This is a genomic window from Microbulbifer sp. TB1203, from assembly GCF_030997045.1.
GTDB lineage: Bacteria > Pseudomonadota > Gammaproteobacteria > Pseudomonadales > Cellvibrionaceae > Microbulbifer.
This window is the reverse complement of the sequence record NZ_CP116899.1, coordinates 2,639,381-2,660,181: the sequence shown is the minus strand read 5'-3', so window position 1 is coordinate 2,660,181 and position 20,801 is coordinate 2,639,381. Positions and strand designations below refer to the sequence as shown.

Annotated in this window: 19 protein-coding genes; 5 read left to right on the top strand and 14 right to left on the bottom strand. The window is 61.4% G+C overall.

The annotated features are described in order from the left end of the window. Positions 1-16 precede the first annotated feature (16 nt). Together PP263_RS11115 and PP263_RS11110 are read left to right on the top strand one after the other, a co-directional pair. Positions 17-955 (top strand): FecR domain-containing protein, encoded by a 939-nt coding sequence (locus PP263_RS11115; RefSeq protein ID WP_308368517.1) that lies wholly within the window; start codon positions 17-19, stop codon positions 953-955. 19 nt (positions 956-974) lie between these two features. Next, positions 975-3,809 (top strand): TonB-dependent receptor, encoded by a 2,835-nt coding sequence (locus tag PP263_RS11110; protein WP_308368515.1) that lies wholly within the window; start codon positions 975-977, stop codon positions 3,807-3,809. A 180-nt stretch (positions 3,810-3,989) separates the two neighbouring features. Here PP263_RS11110 and PP263_RS11105 read toward each other — a convergent pair whose 3' ends face one another. The 7 genes from PP263_RS11105 to PP263_RS11075 form a co-directional block, all read right to left on the bottom strand. Then, a complete protein-coding gene (locus PP263_RS11105) occupies positions 3,990-5,288 on the bottom strand; it encodes a jacalin-like lectin (protein WP_308368514.1) in 1,299 nt (432 codons plus the stop codon). 234 nt (positions 5,289-5,522) lie between these two features. After that, positions 5,523-6,959 (bottom strand): alkaline phosphatase PhoX, encoded by a 1,437-nt coding sequence (locus tag PP263_RS11100; RefSeq protein ID WP_308368513.1) that lies wholly within the window; start codon positions 6,957-6,959, stop codon positions 5,523-5,525. A 144-nt stretch (positions 6,960-7,103) separates the two neighbouring features. Then, a complete protein-coding gene (locus PP263_RS11095; protein ID WP_308368512.1) occupies positions 7,104-9,731 on the bottom strand; it encodes a TonB-dependent receptor in 2,628 nt (875 codons plus the stop codon). A gap of 324 nt (positions 9,732-10,055) precedes the next feature. Beyond that, positions 10,056-10,349, bottom strand: coding sequence for a delta-class carbonic anhydrase (locus PP263_RS11090; RefSeq protein ID WP_308368603.1), 294 nt, complete (start codon positions 10,347-10,349; stop codon positions 10,056-10,058). 30 nt (positions 10,350-10,379) lie between these two features. Continuing rightward, positions 10,380-10,985 (bottom strand): glutathione transferase GstA, encoded by a 606-nt coding sequence (gstA, locus tag PP263_RS11085; protein ID WP_308368511.1) that lies wholly within the window; start codon positions 10,983-10,985, stop codon positions 10,380-10,382. An 85-nt stretch (positions 10,986-11,070) separates the two neighbouring features. Further along, complete coding sequence (locus tag PP263_RS11080) at positions 11,071-11,580, bottom strand: nuclear transport factor 2 family protein (protein WP_308368510.1); 510 nt, start codon at positions 11,578-11,580, stop codon at positions 11,071-11,073. 299 nt (positions 11,581-11,879) lie between these two features. After that, on the bottom strand, positions 11,880-12,542 hold the full coding sequence (locus PP263_RS11075; RefSeq protein WP_308368508.1) for a DsbA family oxidoreductase: 663 nt from the start codon (positions 12,540-12,542) through the stop codon (positions 11,880-11,882). A 143-nt stretch (positions 12,543-12,685) separates the two neighbouring features. Here PP263_RS11075 and PP263_RS11070 point away from each other — a divergent pair, with 143 nt between their 5' ends. Further along, entirely contained in the window at positions 12,686-13,093 is a 408-nt protein-coding gene (locus tag PP263_RS11070; RefSeq protein WP_308368506.1) for a helix-turn-helix domain-containing protein, read from the top strand. 40 nt (positions 13,094-13,133) lie between these two features. On the opposite strand, the gene PP263_RS11065 is transcribed toward PP263_RS11070, so the two are convergent. Beyond that, positions 13,134-13,616, bottom strand: coding sequence for an HPP family protein (locus tag PP263_RS11065; RefSeq protein WP_308368505.1), 483 nt, complete (start codon positions 13,614-13,616; stop codon positions 13,134-13,136). Positions 13,617-13,718: 102 nt separating this feature from the next. On the opposite strand from PP263_RS11065, the gene PP263_RS11060 reads away from it, so the two are divergent. Then, positions 13,719-14,297, top strand: coding sequence for a TetR/AcrR family transcriptional regulator (locus tag PP263_RS11060; protein ID WP_308368504.1), 579 nt, complete (start codon positions 13,719-13,721; stop codon positions 14,295-14,297). A gap of 70 nt (positions 14,298-14,367) precedes the next feature. Then, the gene (locus PP263_RS11055; protein WP_308368502.1) at positions 14,368-14,589 is read left to right on the top strand and encodes a hypothetical protein; all 222 of its coding nucleotides are present in this window, start codon (positions 14,368-14,370) and stop codon (positions 14,587-14,589) included. Positions 14,590-14,609: 20 nt separating this feature from the next. Here PP263_RS11055 and PP263_RS11050 read toward each other — a convergent pair whose 3' ends face one another. The 6 genes from PP263_RS11050 to PP263_RS11025 form a co-directional block, all read right to left on the bottom strand. Beyond that, positions 14,610-15,392, bottom strand: a complete 783-nt coding sequence (locus PP263_RS11050) for a CPBP family intramembrane glutamic endopeptidase (RefSeq protein ID WP_308368501.1) — start codon at positions 15,390-15,392, stop codon at positions 14,610-14,612. Positions 15,393-15,411: 19 nt separating this feature from the next. Then, the gene (locus PP263_RS11045; RefSeq protein ID WP_308368500.1) at positions 15,412-16,113 is read right to left on the bottom strand and encodes an AraC family transcriptional regulator; all 702 of its coding nucleotides are present in this window, start codon (positions 16,111-16,113) and stop codon (positions 15,412-15,414) included. 16 nt (positions 16,114-16,129) lie between these two features. Continuing rightward, positions 16,130-17,470 (bottom strand): ATP-binding protein, encoded by a 1,341-nt coding sequence (locus tag PP263_RS11040; RefSeq protein ID WP_308368499.1) that lies wholly within the window; start codon positions 17,468-17,470, stop codon positions 16,130-16,132. Next, entirely contained in the window at positions 17,470-18,828 is a 1,359-nt protein-coding gene (locus PP263_RS11035; RefSeq protein WP_308368498.1) for a sigma-54 dependent transcriptional regulator, read from the bottom strand. The genes PP263_RS11040 and PP263_RS11035 overlap by 1 nt, the downstream gene beginning before the upstream one ends. A gap of 138 nt (positions 18,829-18,966) precedes the next feature. Then, the gene (locus PP263_RS11030) at positions 18,967-19,503 is read right to left on the bottom strand and encodes a nuclear transport factor 2 family protein (protein ID WP_308368497.1); all 537 of its coding nucleotides are present in this window, start codon (positions 19,501-19,503) and stop codon (positions 18,967-18,969) included. Between the two features lie 71 nt (positions 19,504-19,574). Continuing rightward, positions 19,575-20,792 (bottom strand): FtsX-like permease family protein, encoded by a 1,218-nt coding sequence (locus tag PP263_RS11025; RefSeq protein WP_308368496.1) that lies wholly within the window; start codon positions 20,790-20,792, stop codon positions 19,575-19,577. Positions 20,793-20,801: the final 9 nt, after the last annotated feature.

Here is a 20,801-nt window from a genome sequence, read left to right as displayed (position 1 = left end):
GCAGGTGGAGCTGGAAATGATTTACTCCGATGCGGCGGAGTGGCTGGAGCGGCTGTCCGGCGAAAAGCCTGATACCGTGACTGCGCGCCGTTTCGAAAACTGGCTCAACGGCGATGCGCGCCGCGCGGCAGCGATGGATCGGATGCTGCAGACCTGGTGCGACCCGGCGCTCGCCGAAGCGGCGCGCAGGGCAGGATTGCCCGGAACCGCGAGCAGGCGCCGCCCGCTCCACTGGGGTGGGGCCCTGGCGGCCGCCGCCTGCCTGCTGGTGGCGGTTCTGCTCTGGCAGCCCGAGGGGGGAGAGGGCGGTGTCGCGCCGCCTGTGCACTTGCAAACACCGGTGGCGGAACTGCGCCAGTTCGAACTCGAAGACGGCTCGGTGCTGGAAATGGCCGCGGCGAGCGAGCTGGAGGTGCGCCTGGAAGAGCGGCGGCGCCGGGTGAAACTGGTGCGCGGTGCGGCTTACTTCGCCGTCGCCGGCGACAAACGGCGTCCCTTCGAGGTGCGTATCGGCAGCGCCAGCGTGGTGGCCCTGGGCACCGAATTCAATATCGAAAAATCCTCCGCCGGCACCGATGTCATCGTCCACGAGGGCGCCGTCGAAGTGCGCGCGAACGCCGGGGCGGAGCCCCTGGTGTTGCGCGCCGGCAATCGCGTGCGCATCGACCGCCGGGGCATTTCTCCGGCCGAATCGGTGGACCTGAAACGCGTTGTGGACTGGCGCTCCGGCTGGATTGAGATCCGCGACGAATCCCTCGCCTATCTGCTGGAGCGGTTCGCCCGACACAGCCCGGAGCCGATTGAGTTGGCGGACACCCGGCTGGCCGGGCTGCGGGTTGCCGGGCGTTTTCGCCTGAAGGACACGGAAGCCAACCTGGCTCTGCTCAGCCGCCTTTATCCACTGGAGGTGGAGCGGCGGGACGGCCGGATTCTGGTGCGGTATTCGCCGGAATAAGCCGGGGGCAGGGGAGGCCATGGGATATCCGCGCACTCTGGCCATTCGAATAATCCTGTGCATTTTCCTGCAATTGCCGGCGGCTGCGGGCGCCGAGGTTAGTCGCTATTTTTCCCTGCCGGCCCGGCCGCTGGCGGAGTCCCTGGCGGAATATTCGCGAATCGTCGCGCAGGCCGTAGTGTTTGATCCGCGGCAGGTGAGGGGAATGCGCGCGCCGGCGCTGGATGGGGAATTCACCGATGGAGAGGCATTGCGGTTGCTGCTGGCGGGCACGCCGCTCGCCGCCGAGCAACTCGGGCAGAGCTGGCTGGTTGCGCCGCGGGTGCAACCTTCCGCCTCAGAGCCGAAGGTCAGCTTTTCCGACAGCATCGAGGAAATCCAGGTAACCGGGAATTATCGGAGTGCCCTGGGCGTGGCTGCCGGGCGGAAGCGCGCGGCAAACCGGCGCCTGGATGTTGTCCTCGCGGAGGATATGGGCCGGTTCCCGGCACTGAATGTCGCCGAGGCGATCAACTACAGCGCAGGTGTCTCCGTGGTGCGCGACCGCGGCGAGGCATTGTTTGTCAGCCTGCGCGGCCTGCCCACCCAGTTCAACGAACTGACGCTCAACGGCCGGCCGCTGGCCAGCAATGAAAATGTGCGCACTTCCGAGCAGTACGGGCGGCGTTTTCATTACAGTATTTTGCCCTCAGAGCTGGTGGCGGGCGTCGAGGTACGGAAATCCACCACCGCCGCCGACACCGCGGGGGCCATCGGTGGCAGTGTCAATCTGAACACCTTCAGGCCCCTGGACAGTTCATTAGATGGGGGCTGCACCATGCTCCGCGGCAGCGCGGCCGCCAGTTATTCGCCGTTGTCCGCCGAGAGCGATCCGCGTTTTTCGGCACTGGGCTCCTGGGTGAATACCGATGGGAGTCTGGGGCTGTTGCTGGGTGCCGCCTATACAGAGCGCAGCCTACGCCAGGACCGCGCGCTCAATTTTCGCTGGACCGAATTGGAGGGCGGAGCCATTTCACCGGGAGGCGTGCGCCCCACCCTGGAGCTGGAGGAGAGCGAGCGTCTGGGGCTTACCGCTGCCGTGCAATGGCGGTCCCGAGGGGCAACGCAGTTGGATATCAACCTGCTGGACCTGCGCCGGGATACTGCCTACCGGGAATTCAGCTACAGCGCCGACTACGCCCCGGAATTTCTCGAAGCGGATAGTTTGCGCTGGCGTGACGGCGCCCTGATCGGCGGCGAGACCGAACGCGGTTCGGTGCAGATAAGCCGCGAGTCCGCCGGTCTCGCCGACCGGCTGCAGGCGCTGGATTTCAATTTCGAACAGGATCGGAACGGCTGGCACTACCGCGCTGGTGGAGCCTTCTCCCGCGCCCGCAGTTACAACAGCGATCCTATAATACGCACCCGCCTGCGTCGGGAAGAAGATGTGGCCTTCAGTTTCTGGTATCCCCGGAGCGTCGGCTCGGCGCTGCCCCGTATCGAGTACCGGAACCTGTCGCTGACAGATCCGGATGCCTTTCCCGGGCGGCGGCTGGAGTGGCGGCGGATCAACGCCGGTGATGACAGCGCGACCGTCGATCTCAGCGCGGTGCGTAATTTTACGGGGGATTTTTTCGAGAGCATCGAGGGGGGTATTCAATGGCGCAGCCGTGCGCGGGACTACCGGCGTCGGGATGCGATTGTCACCGGGGGAATTGCCGGCGAGTTTTTTTCTGCAGCCTATTATCAGCCGTTGCCGGTAGGGGATTTTCTGGAGAGCAGCAATGGCGGCCTGCCCCGGCAGTGGCTGGTGCCCGACGAGGCGCGCTTCTGGCGGTCGGTGGACACCAGTGCCCTGACAGCTGCCGGCCCCACTGCGGATGACCAGCTCAATTCCTATGAGGTGGCGGAGAGAAGCCGCGCGGTCTACCTTCAGGCCAATTTCGACACCCAGCCCTGGCGGGGCAACCTGGGGCTGAGGTATGTCCGCAGCGCCCGGCGCGCGCTGGGCCACTGGCCGGGTCCCGGCGGCGATGTGGATCCGGTGCGTTTTGACCGCGGCAGCGGAATTCTGTTGCCATCTGTGAATCTCGCTTTCGAGCTGGACAGCGCGCGCATCTGGCGACTGTCGGCGGCGCGGGTGATCAATCGTCCGGATTTGCAGGACCTCGCCCCCCGGCTGACCCTGAACTCCGGCGACGAACTCACGGCGGTGGGTGGAAACCCTGCGTTGCGGGCGGTGACCGGGCGGCAGTACGACGCCGCCTTTGAATGGTATTTTACCCCCCACAGCCTGCTGAGCCTGGGGTTCTTCCACACCGAGCTGGAAGGCTTTATCCACACGGATACTTCGGTTGTTTCCATCGGCGGCGAGGACTACGAATTAACCACCAGGAGCAATGGCGGCAGCGCCCGGGTAAGCGGGCTGGAGCTGGACTACCAGCAACTGTTTGAACAGCTGCCGGCGCCCTGGGACGGGCTGGGAATCCAGGCCAACTTTGCGCTGACGGATTCGCGGGCCGAATACCGGGAAGCCGACGACACGGTAAAGGACGAACTGGCGGACGTGGCCCCGAGAACTCTCAACCTGGGAGTTTTTTACGAAACTCCCGCTTTTGGTGTCCGCCTGCACTACAACTGGCGCGACCGGGTGTTGAAGCAGGTGGGCAGCTACAACCAGGCGTCGCAGAACAGCGAGCCCTACGGTACCCTCGATGCCCAGTTGTCCATCGGTCTCGGTGAAAAAATCCGATTTTTCGCCGAGGGGATTAACCTCACCGGCGCGGCGGAGCGGGAGTCCGTGGCCGGTGGGGAGTTTGCCGGTTACAGCTATTACGGGCGCACTCTGATCGCTGGAGTCAAGGCCAGTTTTTAATTCTAGCCTTGCATTTCCGAGAGCAACTCGGTGCGCGCGGCGCACCCTACAGGGTGCTTTGTAGGAGCCTGCTTGCAGGCGAAAAGATCAGTGCTTCGTAGCGGTTCGCCTGCAAGCAGGCTCCTACAGGTGAAGTTTCGTAGGATGGGCAAAGCGCAGCGTGCCCATCAATCATCCGGATTAAAAATCCCTCGCGATAAAACCGACCTTGTCCAACTCGTTCCCGGAACGGCCGTAGGCGCCGACAAAGCCCTTGCCCCCGGGGGCGGTGAAAGTCTCGCAATAGCCTTTGTAGCTGCCGCCGGAAATGCTGTTACCCAGATTGGTCTCCAGCGCCAGATAGAAAATACGCGTATGACCGTTGTATTTTTCCTGGCAAGCAGTGACGGTGTCCAGGTATTCACCCTGCGCCAGCGTCAGTGTTTGCGGGGTGCCGCCAGAGCCGCCATGGCCCAGCTGTTGCCCGTCGGCGTAACTGAATGCCAGCCGGTCCACGCGGCGTCCCGCGCGCAGACCTATAGCGGTGGGCGCCGGGTAGCCGCTGTCGCTGAGGATTGCCAGGTCATTGAAGAAATTCCCGTGGGGACCGCCGAGAGTGCCGGTCAGGTGGAAACCTTCCGCGACCGAATAATTGAAATGGGCGGCCACCGGATCGTGGTCGGAGAGTTCCTCGCCCGCTTCGTCGACAAAGTGTGAGGGCACATGGGCATCGCTGAGGGACAGGGTCACCGCCGGACCGCTGCGGTAGAGAATTTTATCCACCCGCTCACAATTGCCGCTGTTCTTGTCCGCGCAGTCCAGCAGTGCCGGGTCGCCATTCTGCGGATAGATACCGCCGCGGGACTGCTCCACCCACACATCGGTGAAACCGGCGGCGATAAATTCGTGCAGCTTGTCCGGCGCGCGCGTATAGCGGGAGTTGGTGTCGCCGGCGACGATGACCGCGTGGCCCCGGGAACGGGTTTGGACGGCCTCCAGCAGCTGCAACAGGTTGCTGGCGCGGGCGCTGTTGGAGTTGTCGTCGGTGTTGGCATCGGCGTGGAGGTTGTACACGTCCACGATGGCGCCGCCGTTAAGGAACATACGGGAAAAAGAGAATCCCTTGGGGGTGAGGCAGTCGCTGCCACTGTCGAAGACGCCGTAGCAGTCGTTCCATTTTGTGCGGCTGAAGTCGGTGACCCCGGCAAATGCGAAGCGGTTCATGCCGTCGCCGAAGGCAATATCGCCGGAGTGGGGCGATTGGTAAGTGTGTTGCACCTGGCTCACCAGGTCACTGTGGTAGCTGAAGTCCTCCTGCACCAGCACGATATCGTAATCGTTGAGCAGCGGGCTGATTTTTACAGTGTTGGTGGCCGGGCTGCCGGAGCTGAAGGCATCCGGCAGGCCTGCCACATTGTAGGTCAGTACGCTGAGCTGCCCGTCTGCCAGTGCCTGGCTGCTGAGTGCCAGCGCGGCGAATATTCCCCAGGTTCTTTTCACGGTTTTTCTCCTTTGCATGAGCATGTGGTGCCTGCGAATTGCAGGTATACGGAAGAGACTTCAGGTGGCGCCGGGGGGACAGCTGCGCCGATGAATTTATTTTGGCAATTGGGTGACTGAAAAAATTTCTGTTTTCCCATCCCGTAGGAGCGGCCGTTGGCCGCGATCGGCGGTGGTTAATATCACAGGCCGATCGCGGCCAACGGCCGCTCCTACAGGGGGGCTTTTCGCTGCTTATGCGCGTAAATTTCCCCATGGCCCGGTAATCGCCAGCGTCATGCCGGGCCTTTGGATATTCACGAACAGGGTGGAGCCATCCGGCGAGAAGCAGGCGCCGCAGAATTCTCCCTTGTCCGGGTGGGCGTTCATGGCCAGGGTGTAGAGTTTTCCCTGCGGCGTCAGTCCGCGGATATAGTTGACCATGTCCGGGCTGTCGGAATAGCTGTCCTCGCAGATAATCAGGTCGCCCCAGGGCGCTATGGCCAGGTTGTCGCAGGATTCCATCAGCGCCCGATCGCGGGTCTCGTAGACCAGTTCCAGTTCTCCCGGGGTTTCGTTGCCGCTGCCCTCGTGGCTGCCGGGGCGGTAGCGCCATATTTGCCCGATATGCTTGGGGCCGCCGCCGGTGGCGGCGAAGAAAATCTCCCGGCCGCCGTCCGCACGCGTGGCGAAAGCCACGCCCTCGCAGCGACAGAAGCGCGCCGCGCCCTTTGCCGCGCCGCGCAGGCTCAGGTCGCCATCCGGGGAAGTGACATCCTCCAGGTCCATCCACTCGCAGCTGAAACGCTGGCCGATTTCCACTGTGCGGGCGTCGGGGTTGTCCGCGTCCTCGGTCCAGTTGCGGGTGAGCGCCCGCGGCCAGTCGCGGATCACCAGAGCCTGCAATTTGCCGCCCTTTACCAATTCACCCGGCTGGGCGGGGAGAAAGCGATAGAAAAGCGCGTGATCGAAATCCTCGGTGAGGTAGACGATGTCGTTGCTGCTGTCCACCGCGGCCGCCTCGTGCACGAAGCGGCCCATTTCCTTCAGTGGCACCGGCTCCACCAATCCTTCGGCGATTGCGGGCACTTCGAAAATATAGCCGTGTTCGCGGCCGAATCCCTCCCCGGGGCCGGCCAGGCTCTCTTCGCAGCTGAGCCAGGAGCCCCAGGGGGTGGCGCCGCCGGCGCAGTTGCGGGTGGTTCCCAGCAGGCTTAAATGGGAGCGCTCCACGCGGCCGGTTTTGTGGCTGTAGAGCAGGGTACTGGTGCCGCCGTTGACCGGCAGGTCCCCATAAAAATCGTAGGCTTTTTTGCCGGCGGTTTTTGCCCGGGATGAATTGGTTTGAAAAGGGCCGATTTCCTCACCCACGGAGTCCAGTTCGTGGTTGCGCACCAGCAGGCACTGGTCTTTTTTTCCGGGCACCGGGAAGGCGGCCATGCCGTCCGGGGCGCTGGGGGTGGTGAGCCCGTCGGACATCATATCGCCGCTGCGGGAAATAATTTTGTAACTGAACCCCTGCGGCAGATTGAGGATGCCGTCCGGGTCCCGGTAGAGCTGTCCGAAACGGTCCACGCCACGCTTTGGGTCCACCGCGTACACCTGGGCAAGGGCGGAAAAACTGGAGAGGCCGCCGAAGGCCAGTGCGGCGGCGCCCGCGTTGCGCAGGAAGTGCCGGCGGGAAAGAGTCATGGTCGGTTCTCCCAATACAAAAAAGCAGAGACCTGTAGGAGCGGCCCATGGCCGCGATCGGAGGTGGTTTATGTCACAGGCTGATCGCGGCCATGGGCCGCTCCCGGCCGGACCGCTCCTACAACAAGGGCGAAAGACAATTAATCAGTAATTAATCCGCGCGCCCAGTACGAAAGTGCGGCCGTAATCGGTGTAGCTGCGGAACTCGTCGTCGTCCACAAACAGCTGCTGCACTTCGTTGGTGATATTGATGCCTTCCATAAACACGGAAACTGCATCGTTTATATCATAGGAGGCACTGAAGTCCAGTGAGCCGAACTCGGCGTTGTTCTCGGTGGCCAGGCTGTTGGTGCCGATCTGGTTGAGTACGCCGTCGCGCCAACTGTAGCTGAAGCGCAGGGCCAAGCCGTCTCTTTCGTAAAACGCCGTCAGGTTGTAGCTGTTCTTGGCCACATCCTCCAGCTCGCCCTCGATGCGCTCGTCGCCGTCCACGTACACTGCATTGGAGTCGGTGTAGGTGTAGTTGGCCTGCACGCCGAGGCCGTTGAAAGGCGCGGGCAGGTGGTGGAAGACCTGTTGATAGGCCAGTTCCAGGCCGGAGACATCCGCGTTTGAGCCGTTCACCTTGGAGGTGAGTCGATAGACCTCGCCATTGAATTCCAGGTCGGAGACCTGGGTCTGGATAAAGGTGGAGATATCCTTGTAGAAAATCCCGGCGGTTAATGCTGTGCCCTCCCGGGGGTACCACTCCAGGGTGGCGTCGTACTGCCAGGCCTCGAAGGGCTCCAGGTTGGGGTTGCCGCCGCTGGCGGTGAGGATATCGCCGGAGTTGAAGGTCAGGCGCGGCGCCATATCCTGCAGGTCCGGGCGGGTGATCACCTTGGCGGCGGCGACGCGGCTGACCAGGTTGTCGCGGATATCCAGCGCGAAGTTCAACGACGGCAGCACGTCGGTGTAGTCGTTGGAAAAGCGCACCGGAGTGGCCTCGCCGTCGACGTTGGCGTGACCGGAGGAAACCTGCTCCGTTTGCGCCACGCGCACGCCGATATTACCGCGCAGGGGCATTTCGCCCAACTGGCTGTCCATATTCAGCATGGCGTAGGCGGAGCGGATGCTTTCCTCGATTCGGTAGGAATTGCGTCGGTCGCCGGCGGTGAGCTCCGCAGCCAGGTCTTCCGAGCTGGGATAGTCGCTCCAGAAACGGGATTCATCGGGTACCAGCCACTCCTGGGGCAGGTTGCCGGAGGCGTCGCCGAGAAAATCACTCACCGGAAAACCGGTAAAGTAGCTCTCGTCGAAGGTGATCCCCTCGATACCATCGGTGAGCCGCAGGTCGCGGCGGAAATAGTCCCGCGAGCGCTCGCGCAGCTTGACGCCGGTGGCGAATTCGCTGAAGCCGGCGAAATTGATTTCGCGGCTGGCATCCAACTGGATCGACTGCTCCTCGTCCTCCGCGCGTATAGTGCGCCACTCCAGGCGGCGGCCGGGCCATTGGGCGGGATCGTTCAGGTCCACTTCGGTGTAGTTGATGCTGGGCACCGAGTCGCCGTCCACTTTAGGGAACAGGAAATCGAAGCCGATGCCGCTGGTGACCCGGAAGCGGGTGCGGCGGATCGGGTCGGCGTCCTCGCTGTCGGCGGTGGAGTGGAATAGGTCGCTGGAGAGGGTCCACTGGTCCAGTTGCCATTCGGCGTTGAGGCCGATGGCCAGGTTCTCGTCGTGGATACCGGAACTCTCGCGGCCGATCTGCACGGCACCGTCCCGGGTGGTGCCGCCCACCAGGGCACCGTCGCGGATCACCGCGGAGCCGGGCACCAGGTCCTCGTAGTCGTAGTCGGCGCTGTAGGTGAATTCGTCGTACTGCACCTCCTGGTCCACGTAGAGAATATCCAGGTTGATATCCAGGGTGTCGTTGGGACGCCACTGCAGTGCGGTGGACAGGCCCAGTCGCTCGCGGTCCTCCAGTTCCAGGGTCGGGCGGATGCCGCCTGGGGTGATCACGGGGCCGCTGTCACGGGTGCCGTCGCCATTGGTGTCTATACACTCGGGCACTTCGGTCCAGCCGAAATTGATCGCCCGGTCCTGGCGCAGGCTGCGCTCGGCGTAGGCACTGGAGACCAGCAGACCGAAGGTGCCGTCGGCATTGACCCAGTTTGCCAGCCCGGAGAGGCGCGGATCGGTCTCCTCGGCCAGCTCCGCGTGGCTGGCGCGGCCGGAGGCGGTGAACTTGGTCTCCCCCAGGTCCAGCGGGCGAAAGGTTTTCACATTCACCGTGCCGCCGATGGCGCCCTCGTCCAGCGCGGCGGTGGGGCTCTTGATCACCTCCACCGCGGAGACCAGCTCCGCGGGCAGGGTATCGAAGCGGAACTGGCGACCGAACTGACCGGAGGTGCGCACATTTTCATTGACCGCCATAGTGCGGCCATTCAGGGTGGTCACCTGGAAGTTGGAACCCAGGCCGCGCACGCGAACGTAAACCCCCTCGCCGCGATCGCGCACGATGGAGACCCCGGTCACCCGTTGCAGCGCCTCGGCGATATTCTGTGCGGGGAACTGGCCGATATCCTCGGCGATAATGGCGTCGGTAACGCTGGGCGCATTGCGCTTGGTATCGATGGCCGACTGCAGGCTCCGGCTGTAGCTGCCGGTAACCACTATCTCCTCCAGCTCCCCGAGGTTTTCCTGGGCAGTGGCCGGAGAAATGGCGGTGCCGAAAGTAACGGCGCCGATCAGTGCGGGTAGGGTTTTCTTGCGGTACATGGACAGTGTCATCTTTCCCCCGATGGATTCTTCTGGCGGTGATTATTTGCGTCCTTAGACAGCCAGCTAAGAGGGGAATGGAGAGGAAAAGGGGACAAAAATTTATTTATTTTTGGCGGAGCCGGGAATTCTTGAAATTTCAATAATTCTGTAACAGTTGGGCGGGCAAAATCAAAAGTTATCTGGAAGGTGGCTGCTTCCTTTCAGGAAGAGAGGCCGGTGGCGGCCCTGCTGCCGGGGGCTTTTTTGGCGGGACACGCTGAGAATACGTCGCTGTACGCTCTCCACGGCCCTCCTTGGCAGTGACAAAACGGTAGGATTGCTGTTTTGTAAAGATTATCGATGGATTGCTGACAGAAGCTCTGGGTTGATGACGAGGCTTCTTACGCCATGCGCATGATCTTCATTAAAGGTGTTTTCTTTGCACCACTCGCCGATGGTTTCAGCATTGACTTTGGCTATTTTGGGGAGAACGCTCCATGTGACCTGAAAAGGTGAGCCTTTTTCGTTGTAATCAGGGCCCGTAGTTGAGCCGGCGTACTGAACAGGGGCGCCGGTATTGTCCGGAATGTTCAATGCCTGATGTCGACCGTTTTTAACGCCGTGCTTGGCCAATTTACTGAAATCCAGAGCATGGGGTGCGGCGGCCGGTTGTCCGCGTTAGATCAACCCTTCAGCCTTCATGGCTGCCTGAACGGCGGGGCGCTGACTCATTCTCTCAATGAAACTGTTGAGATGGTTGAATTCTGACAGGTCGAGGGGCAGAAAATTGCTCCAAAAGGTGGTCACGAAGAGATACATATCCGCGACACTATAATTTTTTCCCAGTAACCATTCGTCTTCAGAAAATCTCTGGTTCATGGAGCTGTACTGCTGCAACAGACGATCGGCATAAACCCCTTTACTGACCGGGTCCGCTTTGGGGTTAAAGCGTACGCCCCAAGTTTTGTGAATTTCCGTGGCGATAAAGTTCAGGTTTTCGTGCAAACGGCTACGCGCAAAGGTGCCGTTGGCTGGTGCCAGGTTCTTCTGGGGTACCAGATCGGCAATATACTGCATAATGGCAACCCCCTCGGTCAGGCGTTCACCGTTATCCAGTTCGAACATGGGGACAGCGCCTTTACTGTTGATTTGATAGTAGTCGCTGCCGTCATCCAACTGGTGGCTGGCCAGGTCAACACGGATAAGCTCGACGTCCAGCTCTGCCTCACGGAGGGCGATATGGGGCGCAAGGGAGCAGGCTCCAGGTGAAAAATACAGTTTCATATCAGTTTCTCTTCAGGTTGATGATGTTCTGGAAACGGGCGAGCCCAGGGAAACGCGGCTACGCCCGGGTGATTCAGGGGTGGCACTACTGTAGGTCGGGCGCCTCGCCGACCAGTGCGGGGTCCCAGTGTTCGACCGCCTTGCCGTCGACGATCCGCCACATATCGAACCAGGTCGTTGTGTATTCACCCTTAGGATGTTTGGGATCTTTGACCACGCGAGGATAGGTGACGACAACCAGGTCACCCTCGGCGGTAACCGAGGTGATCGGCATGCTCAGCTTTTCCGGGATGGGCTTCGGCTTTACTTTCAGGACTTGGGTGAAATACCCGACGACGGCATCCCGTCCGCTGGCCGCATTCGGGTTGTGCTGGATATATTCCTCCGATAGCAGTTGATCGGCCATATCCCAATGACCGGCTTCGAGCAAATCCTTGATGATGCGATAGGCCACCTGTTTGTTGGCGTGGAGTTTGGGGTCGGGGCTGGTGAACAGCTCGTCCGCGTTACTTGCCGCGGTCACTGGTTCCTGGGCCAAAGCCGGCAGGCCGTTGAGGGCTGCGGCAATCAACGCCGCAAATAACATTCGTTTCATATTGAATCTCCTTACTGATTGGTAATTGATTCGTGGGAGCGGCGGGGGTAGTAATTACCAGCTTTGTTGGGTCAGGCGGGCACCGGCGCATTCTCGGAGGTCAATTTTTCTCTCTGCAGCGCCTCCCAGAATTCCGCCGGAATCCCACTTTCATCGATTGCACGTTGGGACAGCGCCGCGGTGCCCGCCGCCAGTGAAGAAAGTCCCGACGATTCATGATTAATCCTCCGAAATTGAGAGCGGGTGATACGTTTGGCGGGCAGGCGGAATCGTCCAATCCATTTCCCGCCTGCGGTCGGTCAGCGGGTGTGCTCCGGGAGCTGCGCCTGTTCCTGTTGGATCACCTGGATAATCCTCAGGTATTCGTCCGCTGAACGCGCACCCGCAATGGCGGACTGCCCGTTGATGATCATGGTGGGTACCGAGTGAATGCCCATCTGCCGCCAGCGCCGCTGATCGTCCCGTACCTCTGTGGCAAAGGCGTCGCTGGCGAGCAGGGTGCGGGCCTGTTCGACATCCAGGCCGGCGGCGCCGGCGAGATCCAGCAGCAGGTCGTGCGCTCCGGGATTGCGGTCCTGGCCGTGATAGGCGCGCAGCAGCGACAGTTTGAGTTTTCGCTGGCTGCCGGCGGGCCCCTGCGCATCGGCCCAGCTCAACAGCCGATGCGCGTCGAAGGTATTCCACACCCTGGAGCGGTGGCCGAACTCGAAGCCGACAGCTGCGCCGCGTTCGTGCAACATGGCGTTGGCCGCCGCTATCTGCTCCCGGTCCATGCCGAGCTGTCGCTCGAGGTAACTTTCCAAGCCCTCCCCGGCTGGCGGCATATCGGGGTTTAGCTCGAACGGCCTGAAATGCAGCTCCACCGGGATGTCGTCGCCGATGCGTTGCAAGGCGCACTCAAGAGCGCTTGCGCCGATCGCGCACCAGGGGCAGGAAATGTCGGAAATGAAGTCGATGCGCATGGACCTGTCCCCCCCGGTCTCAGGCTGTTGTCTCCAAGGCTGGTACGATCTTAGGGGGGGAACAAATTTTTTGTAAGTACTTACAAGAATGTTAGTGTAGGTGGGATATTGTAATGAGAGTCGGTTTGTAAAAGGGAGGCGTTATGCATATTTCAGAGAAGTTGCGGCGAGGTGACGTTTGCGTTGAGGCATGCCCGTCGCGAGAGCTGCTCCAGCACATCACCAGTCGATGGGGGGTACTGGTACTTATCTCCCTGGAATCCGGGACGCAGCGCTTCAGCGAGTTGAGGCGCAGGATCGGCGGCGTGAGCGAGCGGATGCTGGCCCAGACACTGCAATGCCTGGAGGGGGACGGGTTGGTGGACCGGGTGGCCTATGAGGTGGTGCCACCGCACGTGGAATACAGCCTCACGCCCCTGGGGCGGGAGGCGACGGAGAAGGTGCGCGTCCTCGTCGACTGGATCGAAGACAGTATGCCGCGGATCGTCCAGGTCTGGAGCGAGCGGGAAGCCACACGCTCGAAATCTGCCCGCCCGGTGGAGCCTGAATAGACTGTCGGACCTGTCCGTGGAATTTTTTCTTTGACGTGGTTTATACCCGGCGCTTTGGATAAGGCTGTCGCGCCAGTCGGTGGTAGATGCTCCCAAACAACACGATCAGCACGGCGCCCGCGAGCACCGGCGTCAGCAGAAAGTCCCACCCCTGACCGCCGAGCATTACCACAATCGGATTGGCACCCGCCGGGGGGTGGGTGGTGCCGGTGAGCTGCATCAGGGTGACCGCGATTCCCACCGCCAGGCCGAGAGACCAGGCGTGAACCCCGAACCACTCCGCAGCCACCAAACCGACCAGTGCGGTAAGGCCGTGGCCCAGCACGATATTGCGCGGCTGGGCCAGCGGACTCTCCGGCAGGCAGAACAGAATCACCATGGTTGCGCCGAAGGGCGCCATCAGCCAGATCCCCGGGCTGTCCATCGCGTCCAGGCTGCCGAGTGCGGCAATACAGAGCGTCGCGCCGAGACCGGCGATGAGTGCCGTTATCAGGGCGCGGGATTGAAAACCAAACCTGTTCACAATTGTTCTTCTCCCGAAGTAGACCGACTTGTCTATCAATGTAGACAGGTCGGTCTACTTGTGTCAAGCTGTTCTTTCGCAACATCATCAGATTCGACTGCTATGGACAAACGGGAGCACCTGATTCGCACCGCCTTTACGCTTTTCTATCGGCACGGAATCCACGCGGTGGGAATCAACCGTATCCTGGAGGAATCCGGAATCGCGAAGAAAACCCTCTACCACCATTTCGCCAGCAAGGAGGATCTGGTGGTGGCGGCCCTGGAATATCGGGACCGAATCTATCTGGATTGGTTGAGTGGGCGGCTGGCTGCAGTGCCCGCTGGCCAGCAGGGAATTGCCGAGTTGTTCCGGGCATTGGACGACTGGTTCAATGGCCGGGTACAGGAACTCAAACCCTACCGCGGCTGTTTTTTTATTAACGCCAGCGCCGAGTACGGCGATCGGCAACACCCGGTGCACCGGGTGTGTGCCGGGCACAAAGACAAGGTGGCGGCGTTGATCCGCGAACAGGTGGAGGCGCTGTCCCTGTCGCCAAAGCGGGCGGAGGCGGTCTGTGAGGCGCTGGCGCTGTTGAAGGAGGGCGCCACGGTGCTCGCCCATGTGCAGGGGGACCGGGATGCGGCCCGGCGGGCGGGGCGTTTGGCGGAGTTGCTGGTCAAGCGGGAGAAAGATGAATAGCGGAAGAACACTGTCACCTCTAAAAATGACAGTTCGGTTCTTTGCCGTGGCCCTGGGTGAACTCGTTTAGGTGCCGGCAGCGTTCGGCAGTAGTATCGAATACTTTCTCCAGCGCTTCGGCCGTGCTCGGCTGCTGAGCCAGCAGTTTCCCACTGTGGGCCATGGACGCGGGGCGCGGGGCAGTATCTGTTCCAGCTTGAACCCCTTTATCGGTTTGCCGCGATTCAGCAGGTGCCGCGCGCTGCTGTTGGCACAGAACTATCGCCGTGCGCCGTCCCTGGCCCGCCGCTAGAGGGGCGCTAGAGAGTCGCTTCAGTTCCAGGCGGACATCATCAACATCACCAGTGCCACCTCGGTAAAGTTGCCCAGCCCGTGGGCGATAATCGGCGCGAGCAGGCTGCGGGACTTCTCCATCAGCCACACGTAGACCAGCGCCCAGATAAAGGCGTACAGCTGCTGCGCAATCGCCAGGTGCAAGGGATCCGCCAGGAAGGTCTCGTAGTGGGCCACCGAAAACAGCAGGCCGACAGCTACGGCGGCGAAGGGTACTTCGAAGCTGCGCAGTCGCAGCCGGCCGGGTACCAACACCACCAGCATTCCCACCAAAAGGCCGCGAAAGACGGTCTCCTCGGCGAGGCCGGTAGCGGCCATCATCGCCAGCCAGCCACTGGCACCCACCGGGGTCAGGTCGTAGCCGGCGTCGGGCGCGGTCTGGGTGAGCAGCTGCGGCCAGTAATCGGCCACCAGCATCACCAGGCCCATGGCGACTCCGATGGCGGCGGCCAGTCCGGCATAGCTGCGGCCCGGCGGCCAGCGCAGGTGGCCGTCGGCGGCGGGCAGCAGACGGCGCATGATCAGTATGCCGATCAGGCCGCCCAGGGCCTGCAGCAGCATCGCGATGCCGACAAAAGCCCAGGTCTGCCCGAAAAGCAGGTCGGGGTGATTGTGATACAACCAGCGCGCCACCTGCCGCGCGGGCCACAAAATTCCCTGCATCAACAGCCCGGCGAACAGGATCGGCCAGAGACGAAAGTGCAGTCCGGTGACTTCGAAGAACGGCCGGGGATGCGGCGCAACAACAGAGGTATTCATCATTTTTTACCCGCGTGATGGTTTACGCGGTCAATTTAATGGCCTGCTCGTCCGGAGTATTGAACGAATGTTGCGTCCGCCAGCGGCCGGGCGGCAGGCCGGTGAGCTTGCGGATCGCGCGGCTCATATGGGCCTGGTCTGCGAAGCCGAAATCCGCAGCTATTTCCGCCAGCGGCCGCGTGCCGGTCACAATCTCTTTCCAGGCCAGTTTGGTGCGGGATTCCACCCGGTATTCCGTGGGGCTGGTATCGTAGGCGGCGCGAAACTGGCGGAAGAGGGTTTCGCGCCTGATGCCCGTTTGCCGCGACCAGTCGGAGACAGAGGGGGCATCGGGAGAGGCGAGTTGTGCGGCGAAGCGGTCGACGGGATCGTCGCTGGCGGCGCTTCCCGGCAGCAGTTGCGCGAGCAGCAGTTGGGACGCTTCATGCGGGTCGCGCTCGGCGGTGCGCACGAGCAGGTCGGGGTCCGCGATTCGGCAATGGGTTGCCGCAATACCGATTTCGAGCGGCAGGGGCAGGTTGAGAACCTGTGCCCGGTTTTTTGCGAAGCAGTCGAAGTGGCTGGAAAAGGGGCGGTGGATCAATACGTCCCCCGCCTGTGACCACCACCGCCCGTTGTCGCCGGCTTCGCAGTAACTGCCCTGCAATACAATTGCGGCGTAGGGCTCCGTGTGGGTATGGCGTGGAATGCGGGTTCCACCTGTGAATTGCTGTCGCAGTTCCATTTTTCCTCCGCCCCTGCTAGCCGCTCTTGGGCCAGGGTAGCCACAAACTTATTTGCAGCCCGCCGCCGGGGCGGTTGTGCAGCTGGATATGGCCGTCGTGGGCGTCGATGATTTCACGGCACAGCGCCAGCCCCAGGCCCACCCCCTGCGCTTTGGTGGAGAAGAAGGGCAACAGGGCCTGCTGCAGGACCTTGTCGCTCATGCCCTGGCCGCGATCGCGCACGGCAATCTGCTGTCCGCGGCTGTCCGCATTGATTTCCAGTTCTATTTGCTCCGGCGCACTGCCCGCCTCGCCTGCGTTCTTGAGCAGGTTCAACAGCGCCTGCTCCAGCTGCGCCGAATCGAAATACCCCGGCCGCGCCGGCAGTTCGCCGTGCAGCTGAAACCGCTGCAGCGGGGCCAGGTTGTCGATCAGCTGCCGCCACTGGACCTCCTCGCAGCTGGGCGGCGGCAGCTTGGCAAAGCGCGCGTAACCCTGGGTGAACTCCGTCAGGTGCTGACAACGTTCGGCGATGGTGGCAAACACTTTTTCCAGCGTTTGCGTTTTGCGGTTTTCCTCGTCGGCGGTGCCCGGATGCTGGCGGAGCATCTCTTTGCCGCTGTGGGCCATGGATGAGATGGGGGCAAGGGAATTGTTCAGTTCGTGGCTGATCAGGCGGATTACTTTTTTCCACACCTGTACCTCGGTGCGGGTCAGCTCCCGGGTCATTTCGCGAATGACGATCAATCGGTGCTTCTGCGCATTGAGTACAAAGGTATTGTTGCCGATATGCTGAGTGTGGCTGGTGTCGCCGTCGCTATAGCTGAACAGGCCGTCTTCCTGCTTTTCAATGGCCTCGGCCAGTTCCGGGGGGCACCGGGGCAGTATCTGTTCCAGCTTGAATCCCTGTATGGGTTTGCCGCGGTTCAGCAGCTGCCGCGCGCTGCTGTTGGCGTAGATGATATGTTGTCCCTGGTCCACCAGCAGCAATGCCTGGGGGGAGCTCTGAATTACCGTATCCAACAATAGTTCGCGCTGGTAGATATGCGCGCGCTCGCGGCGCAGTATCTCCCCAACCTCGTTGTACAGCCGGGCCAGGTCGCCCAATTGGTCATTGCGATTGACGGCCAGCGAGATCGAGAAGTCGCCGTCGCGGAAATTCAGCAGGCCACTCTCAAGAGCGTTCAACGCTCGGTTGAGCGGCCCGGTTAACAGGCGCAGCAGAAGCAGTACCGAAACCACCGCCAACAGCAAACCGCCCGCCCAGGCCAGCCTTGTGTCCAGGCCGAACTGTAGCAGCGCAAAGGGAATGGAGGTGGCGATCAGCAGGGCCAACAGTGAAACTGCGGCGATGCGGGCTTCCAGGGACCAACTCATCAGTAGGGAATACCGTGTTTATCCAGCCGGCGGTAGAGCGCCTGCCGGCTGAGGCCTAGTTCCCGCGCAGTCTGGGAGATAACGCCGTTGCAGCTGGCTAGCGTCTGCTCCAGCAGTTCGCGGCTGGGCTCGAAGTTGATGTCGACTTTTTTGCCGGTATTTTCCTGCACCGGCAGGGCCAGGGTATCCTCGTCGATGGTTCCTGACTGGCTGAGCACCGAGGCACGCTGCATGGTGTTTTGCAGTTCGCGCACATTGCCCGGCCAGCGGTAGTGCATCAATGCGTTTTGCGCCTGGGGGGAGAGCCGCTTGTCAGTGCCGAGCTCTACACCTAAAAAGCAGCGCGCCAGCGGCAGTATATCCTCCGGCCTGTCGCACAGGGGCGGCAGCTTGAGTTCGATGACGTTCAGCCGGTAGAAAAGGTCCTGGCGGAATTCGCCGGCGGCGATCTGTTGTGGCAGGTCGCTGTTGGTGGCGCTGACCACGCGCACCTTGACCTTGCGCGTCTGGCTGCTGCCCAGGCGTTGGAACTCGCCGGTCTGCAGCACTCGCAGCAGTTTTACCTGGCCGCTGGCGGACAGCTCGCCGATCTCGTCGAGAAACAGGGTGCCGCCGTCGGCGACCTCGAATCGTCCCTGGCGCGCGCGGTTGCCGGCACCGGTGTAAGCACCCGGCTCTGCGCCGAAGAGTTCCGCTTCCATCAGGTCCTCCGGAAGCGCGCCCACATTGACTTTGATATAGGGGCCGTTGCGCAGCGGGGAGTTGGCCTGCACGATATCGGCGATCTTTTCCTTGCCGGCTCCATTGGGGCCGGTGATCAATACCGGTACGTCGGATCTGGCCACCTGGGTGGCCATTTCCAGCAGTTTTTGCATGGCACCGCTGCGGTAGACGATACCCTGAAGGTCGAACTGCTGGCGCAGCTGCTGGCGCGCCTGCAGCGCCTGTTGCCGGGCCTGGCGCTGCTGTTCCTGCAGCTCATTCAGTTCCAGCAGGTTTTTTACCGTGGCCACCAGCTTGTGGTCATCCCAGGGCTTGCCGATATAGTCCGCGGCACCGGCTTTGACCAGTTCCACCGCCATCTCCAGCTGGGTCCAGGCGGTGAGCAGGATTACCGGCAGGTCCGGCTCAATGTCGCGTATTGCGAAGAAAAGTTCGCGGCCCTCTTCCCCCGAGGTGGTGTCGGCGGTGAAGTTCATATCCTGGATCACCAGGCTGATATCCCGGTGCTCGCGCAGCAACTGCAACCCTGCGGGCGGAGTGAGGGCGCTCAGGGTTTCTATCCGGTGCAGGGACAACAGCAGTTCCAGGGCGGAGATGATGCCCGGGTTGTCGTCGATGATCAGGACCTTGTCCATATCAGTACCGCTACTGGGGAATCGCTGGTTATTCTGGGCAGGCATTATGCACCGAGAAGGCCAAGTGGCGAAACAAGGTGCTGCATTCTTAAAGTGAAAATCCAGACCGACAAGGCAAGTTGCCGGCTAGGCGGGAAGCTATTCGGAATCCTCCGGGGCCGGCTTGTGGTCGTAGCTCAGAACACGGGCCAGTTTCCACTCCCCGGCGACCTTCTGCCAGATATGTGTGAACTTCCCGGTCTCCCGGAGTACCGGCGTTTTGCCTTCCGGGAGCCCATAAAATTTATGCGTGCCGGTCTGTATGGCTCCGAAATTATTTAATGGATAGATTTTTACGCTGTCGGCAACCAGCTCTCTCCTGGCGTCGATATTCTGGCCAGTTTTCCGGCCTTCGCACATATCCTGGACTGAGTTAAGAAATTCCGTGCCGGAATTTGCGATTTTCCCCCATTTGTCGTGGTAAAACTCGAAGTCTTCCGTCACCAGTTCCCGCGATGCAGCCAAGTCGCAGTTATTAAATACGGCATCAAACAATATCTGGTCTGCGTTTGAAATCTCTGCCACCAGCCCCGGGGAGGCTGAGGGGCCGGAGACTACCGGGTGTTCTTCCGCAATGACCGGAAGGTTCGCGAAAAGGATACCCGCTAAGAGCAGGGCTGTAGTTGACATGCGCATAGTTGCTTCCTCAATGAAGGCATTTGATGAGAAAAGGGAGGAATGATCCTCCCCCTTTTCTTTTCCGTAGTTTATATGCTGCGGGTGGCCGTGGCTGGCGAGATATTTGCCGCGCGTAGGGCCGGCAGCAGGGCCGCCGCCAAGCTGACGCAAAGAAGTATCGTCGCGCAGATGAGCATCAATGGAAGCGGCAACGTCGGTTGGGAATAGTTGGAAACTATAAAGTGGTTGGCGATCTGCGACGCGGCCATACCCAGGGCTATGCCGGTGCCTGCGATCATGCCGTTTTCCAGAAGGAAGTAGCGGCCGATGGCGGCGCGGGTGGCGCCCAGGGCGCGGCGTACGCCTATCTGCTTGCGGCGCTGGTTGATCCAGAAGGTGGTGAGTCCGACGATGCCCAGGGCGATGATAAAGGTGAGCAGTGCCATCACCGCGATAAGTACCTTGACCATGGTATTGTCGCGGGAGTACTGGCGGTCCTTTTGCTCTTCCAGGGTTTTCAGCTCGATCACCCGCTGCGGGTCGCGCTGACTCAGTTTTTCTTCCAGCTGTTTGAACACCGCGTCCCGCTGGCCCGGCTCGGTGCGCACCAGGTAGCGCATGAATAAAGTGCCGTCGATAACCAGCATCTGCGGGAAGAAAGCCGCATTGCCGGCCTTGGACCAGTTGACCCAGGAGCCGAGGTTGCGCTCCACTATGCCAATGATTTCTATCGGGTGACTGCTGCGGTTGGTGTAAATGGCGTTGCCCAGCGCATTCCCGTCCGGGTAGAGGGCATCCGCGAACTGCTTGGTGACAATGACCACATTCGCATCGAGACGGTCGTTGAGACCGACCTGCTGCACTTCCGATGGCTCGAAATTACGACCGGCGACCAGCTTCATACCCAGAGCCTGCAGAAACTCGGGGCCTACCTGGAAGTAGTTGGCGCCCTCGCCGCCGGTCTCCTGGTTCGGCTTGTTGTAGTAGCTGCTGGAGGAGCCGCTGCCGGAGAGCGGGATATGATTGCTGTGGGTGACCTCGATCACGCCAGGAATCGAGCGCATCAGATCCCGGTCGGCGACCACCGCCGCAGGTATATCGTAGTTTTGTGACATCGGCTGGAACATAACAGTGATGATATCTTCCACCGGCATGCCGGTGGGGCGCGCGACCTTGTCCTGGCGCTCGCCGACGATGATGCTGGCATTACTGACGATCGCCAGTGTCAATGCCAGTTGCAGCGCGATCAACAGCGCGGCAATCTTGCTCCGCCACAGGGCGGACAAAATGGGTCTGATTTCCAACATGGCATTTTC

Excerpts from the sequence above, each read along its gene's own strand:
- PP263_RS11040 (WP_308368499.1), bottom strand. The coding sequence starts at position 17,470 with ATGAGTTGGTCCCTGGAAGCCCGCATCGCCGCAGTTTCACTGTTGGCC.
- PP263_RS11035 (WP_308368498.1), bottom strand. The coding sequence starts at position 18,828 with ATGGACAAGGTCCTGATCATCGACGACAACCCGGGCATCATCTCCGCC.
- PP263_RS11050 (WP_308368501.1), bottom strand. The coding sequence starts at position 15,392 with ATGATGAATACCTCTGTTGTTGCGCCGCATCCCCGGCCGTTCTTCGAA.
- PP263_RS11060 (WP_308368504.1), top strand. The coding sequence starts at position 13,719 with ATGGACAAACGGGAGCACCTGATTCGCACCGCCTTTACGCTTTTCTAT.
- PP263_RS11110 (WP_308368515.1), top strand. The coding sequence starts at position 975 with ATGGGATATCCGCGCACTCTGGCCATTCGAATAATCCTGTGCATTTTC.
- PP263_RS11025 (WP_308368496.1), bottom strand. The coding sequence starts at position 20,792 with ATGTTGGAAATCAGACCCATTTTGTCCGCCCTGTGGCGGAGCAAGATT.
- PP263_RS11100 (WP_308368513.1), bottom strand. The coding sequence starts at position 6,959 with ATGACTCTTTCCCGCCGGCACTTCCTGCGCAACGCGGGCGCCGCCGCA.
- gstA (WP_308368511.1), bottom strand. The coding sequence starts at position 10,985 with ATGAAACTGTATTTTTCACCTGGAGCCTGCTCCCTTGCGCCCCATATC.
- PP263_RS11115 (WP_308368517.1), top strand. The coding sequence starts at position 17 with ATGATTTACTCCGATGCGGCGGAGTGGCTGGAGCGGCTGTCCGGCGAA.
- PP263_RS11070 (WP_308368506.1), top strand. The coding sequence starts at position 12,686 with ATGCATATTTCAGAGAAGTTGCGGCGAGGTGACGTTTGCGTTGAGGCA.
- PP263_RS11095 (WP_308368512.1), bottom strand. The coding sequence starts at position 9,731 with ATGACACTGTCCATGTACCGCAAGAAAACCCTACCCGCACTGATCGGC.
- PP263_RS11075 (WP_308368508.1), bottom strand. The coding sequence starts at position 12,542 with ATGCGCATCGACTTCATTTCCGACATTTCCTGCCCCTGGTGCGCGATC.
- PP263_RS11045 (WP_308368500.1), bottom strand. The coding sequence starts at position 16,113 with ATGGAACTGCGACAGCAATTCACAGGTGGAACCCGCATTCCACGCCAT.
- PP263_RS11030 (WP_308368497.1), bottom strand. The coding sequence starts at position 19,503 with ATGCGCATGTCAACTACAGCCCTGCTCTTAGCGGGTATCCTTTTCGCG.
- PP263_RS11080 (WP_308368510.1), bottom strand. The coding sequence starts at position 11,580 with ATGAAACGAATGTTATTTGCGGCGTTGATTGCCGCAGCCCTCAACGGC.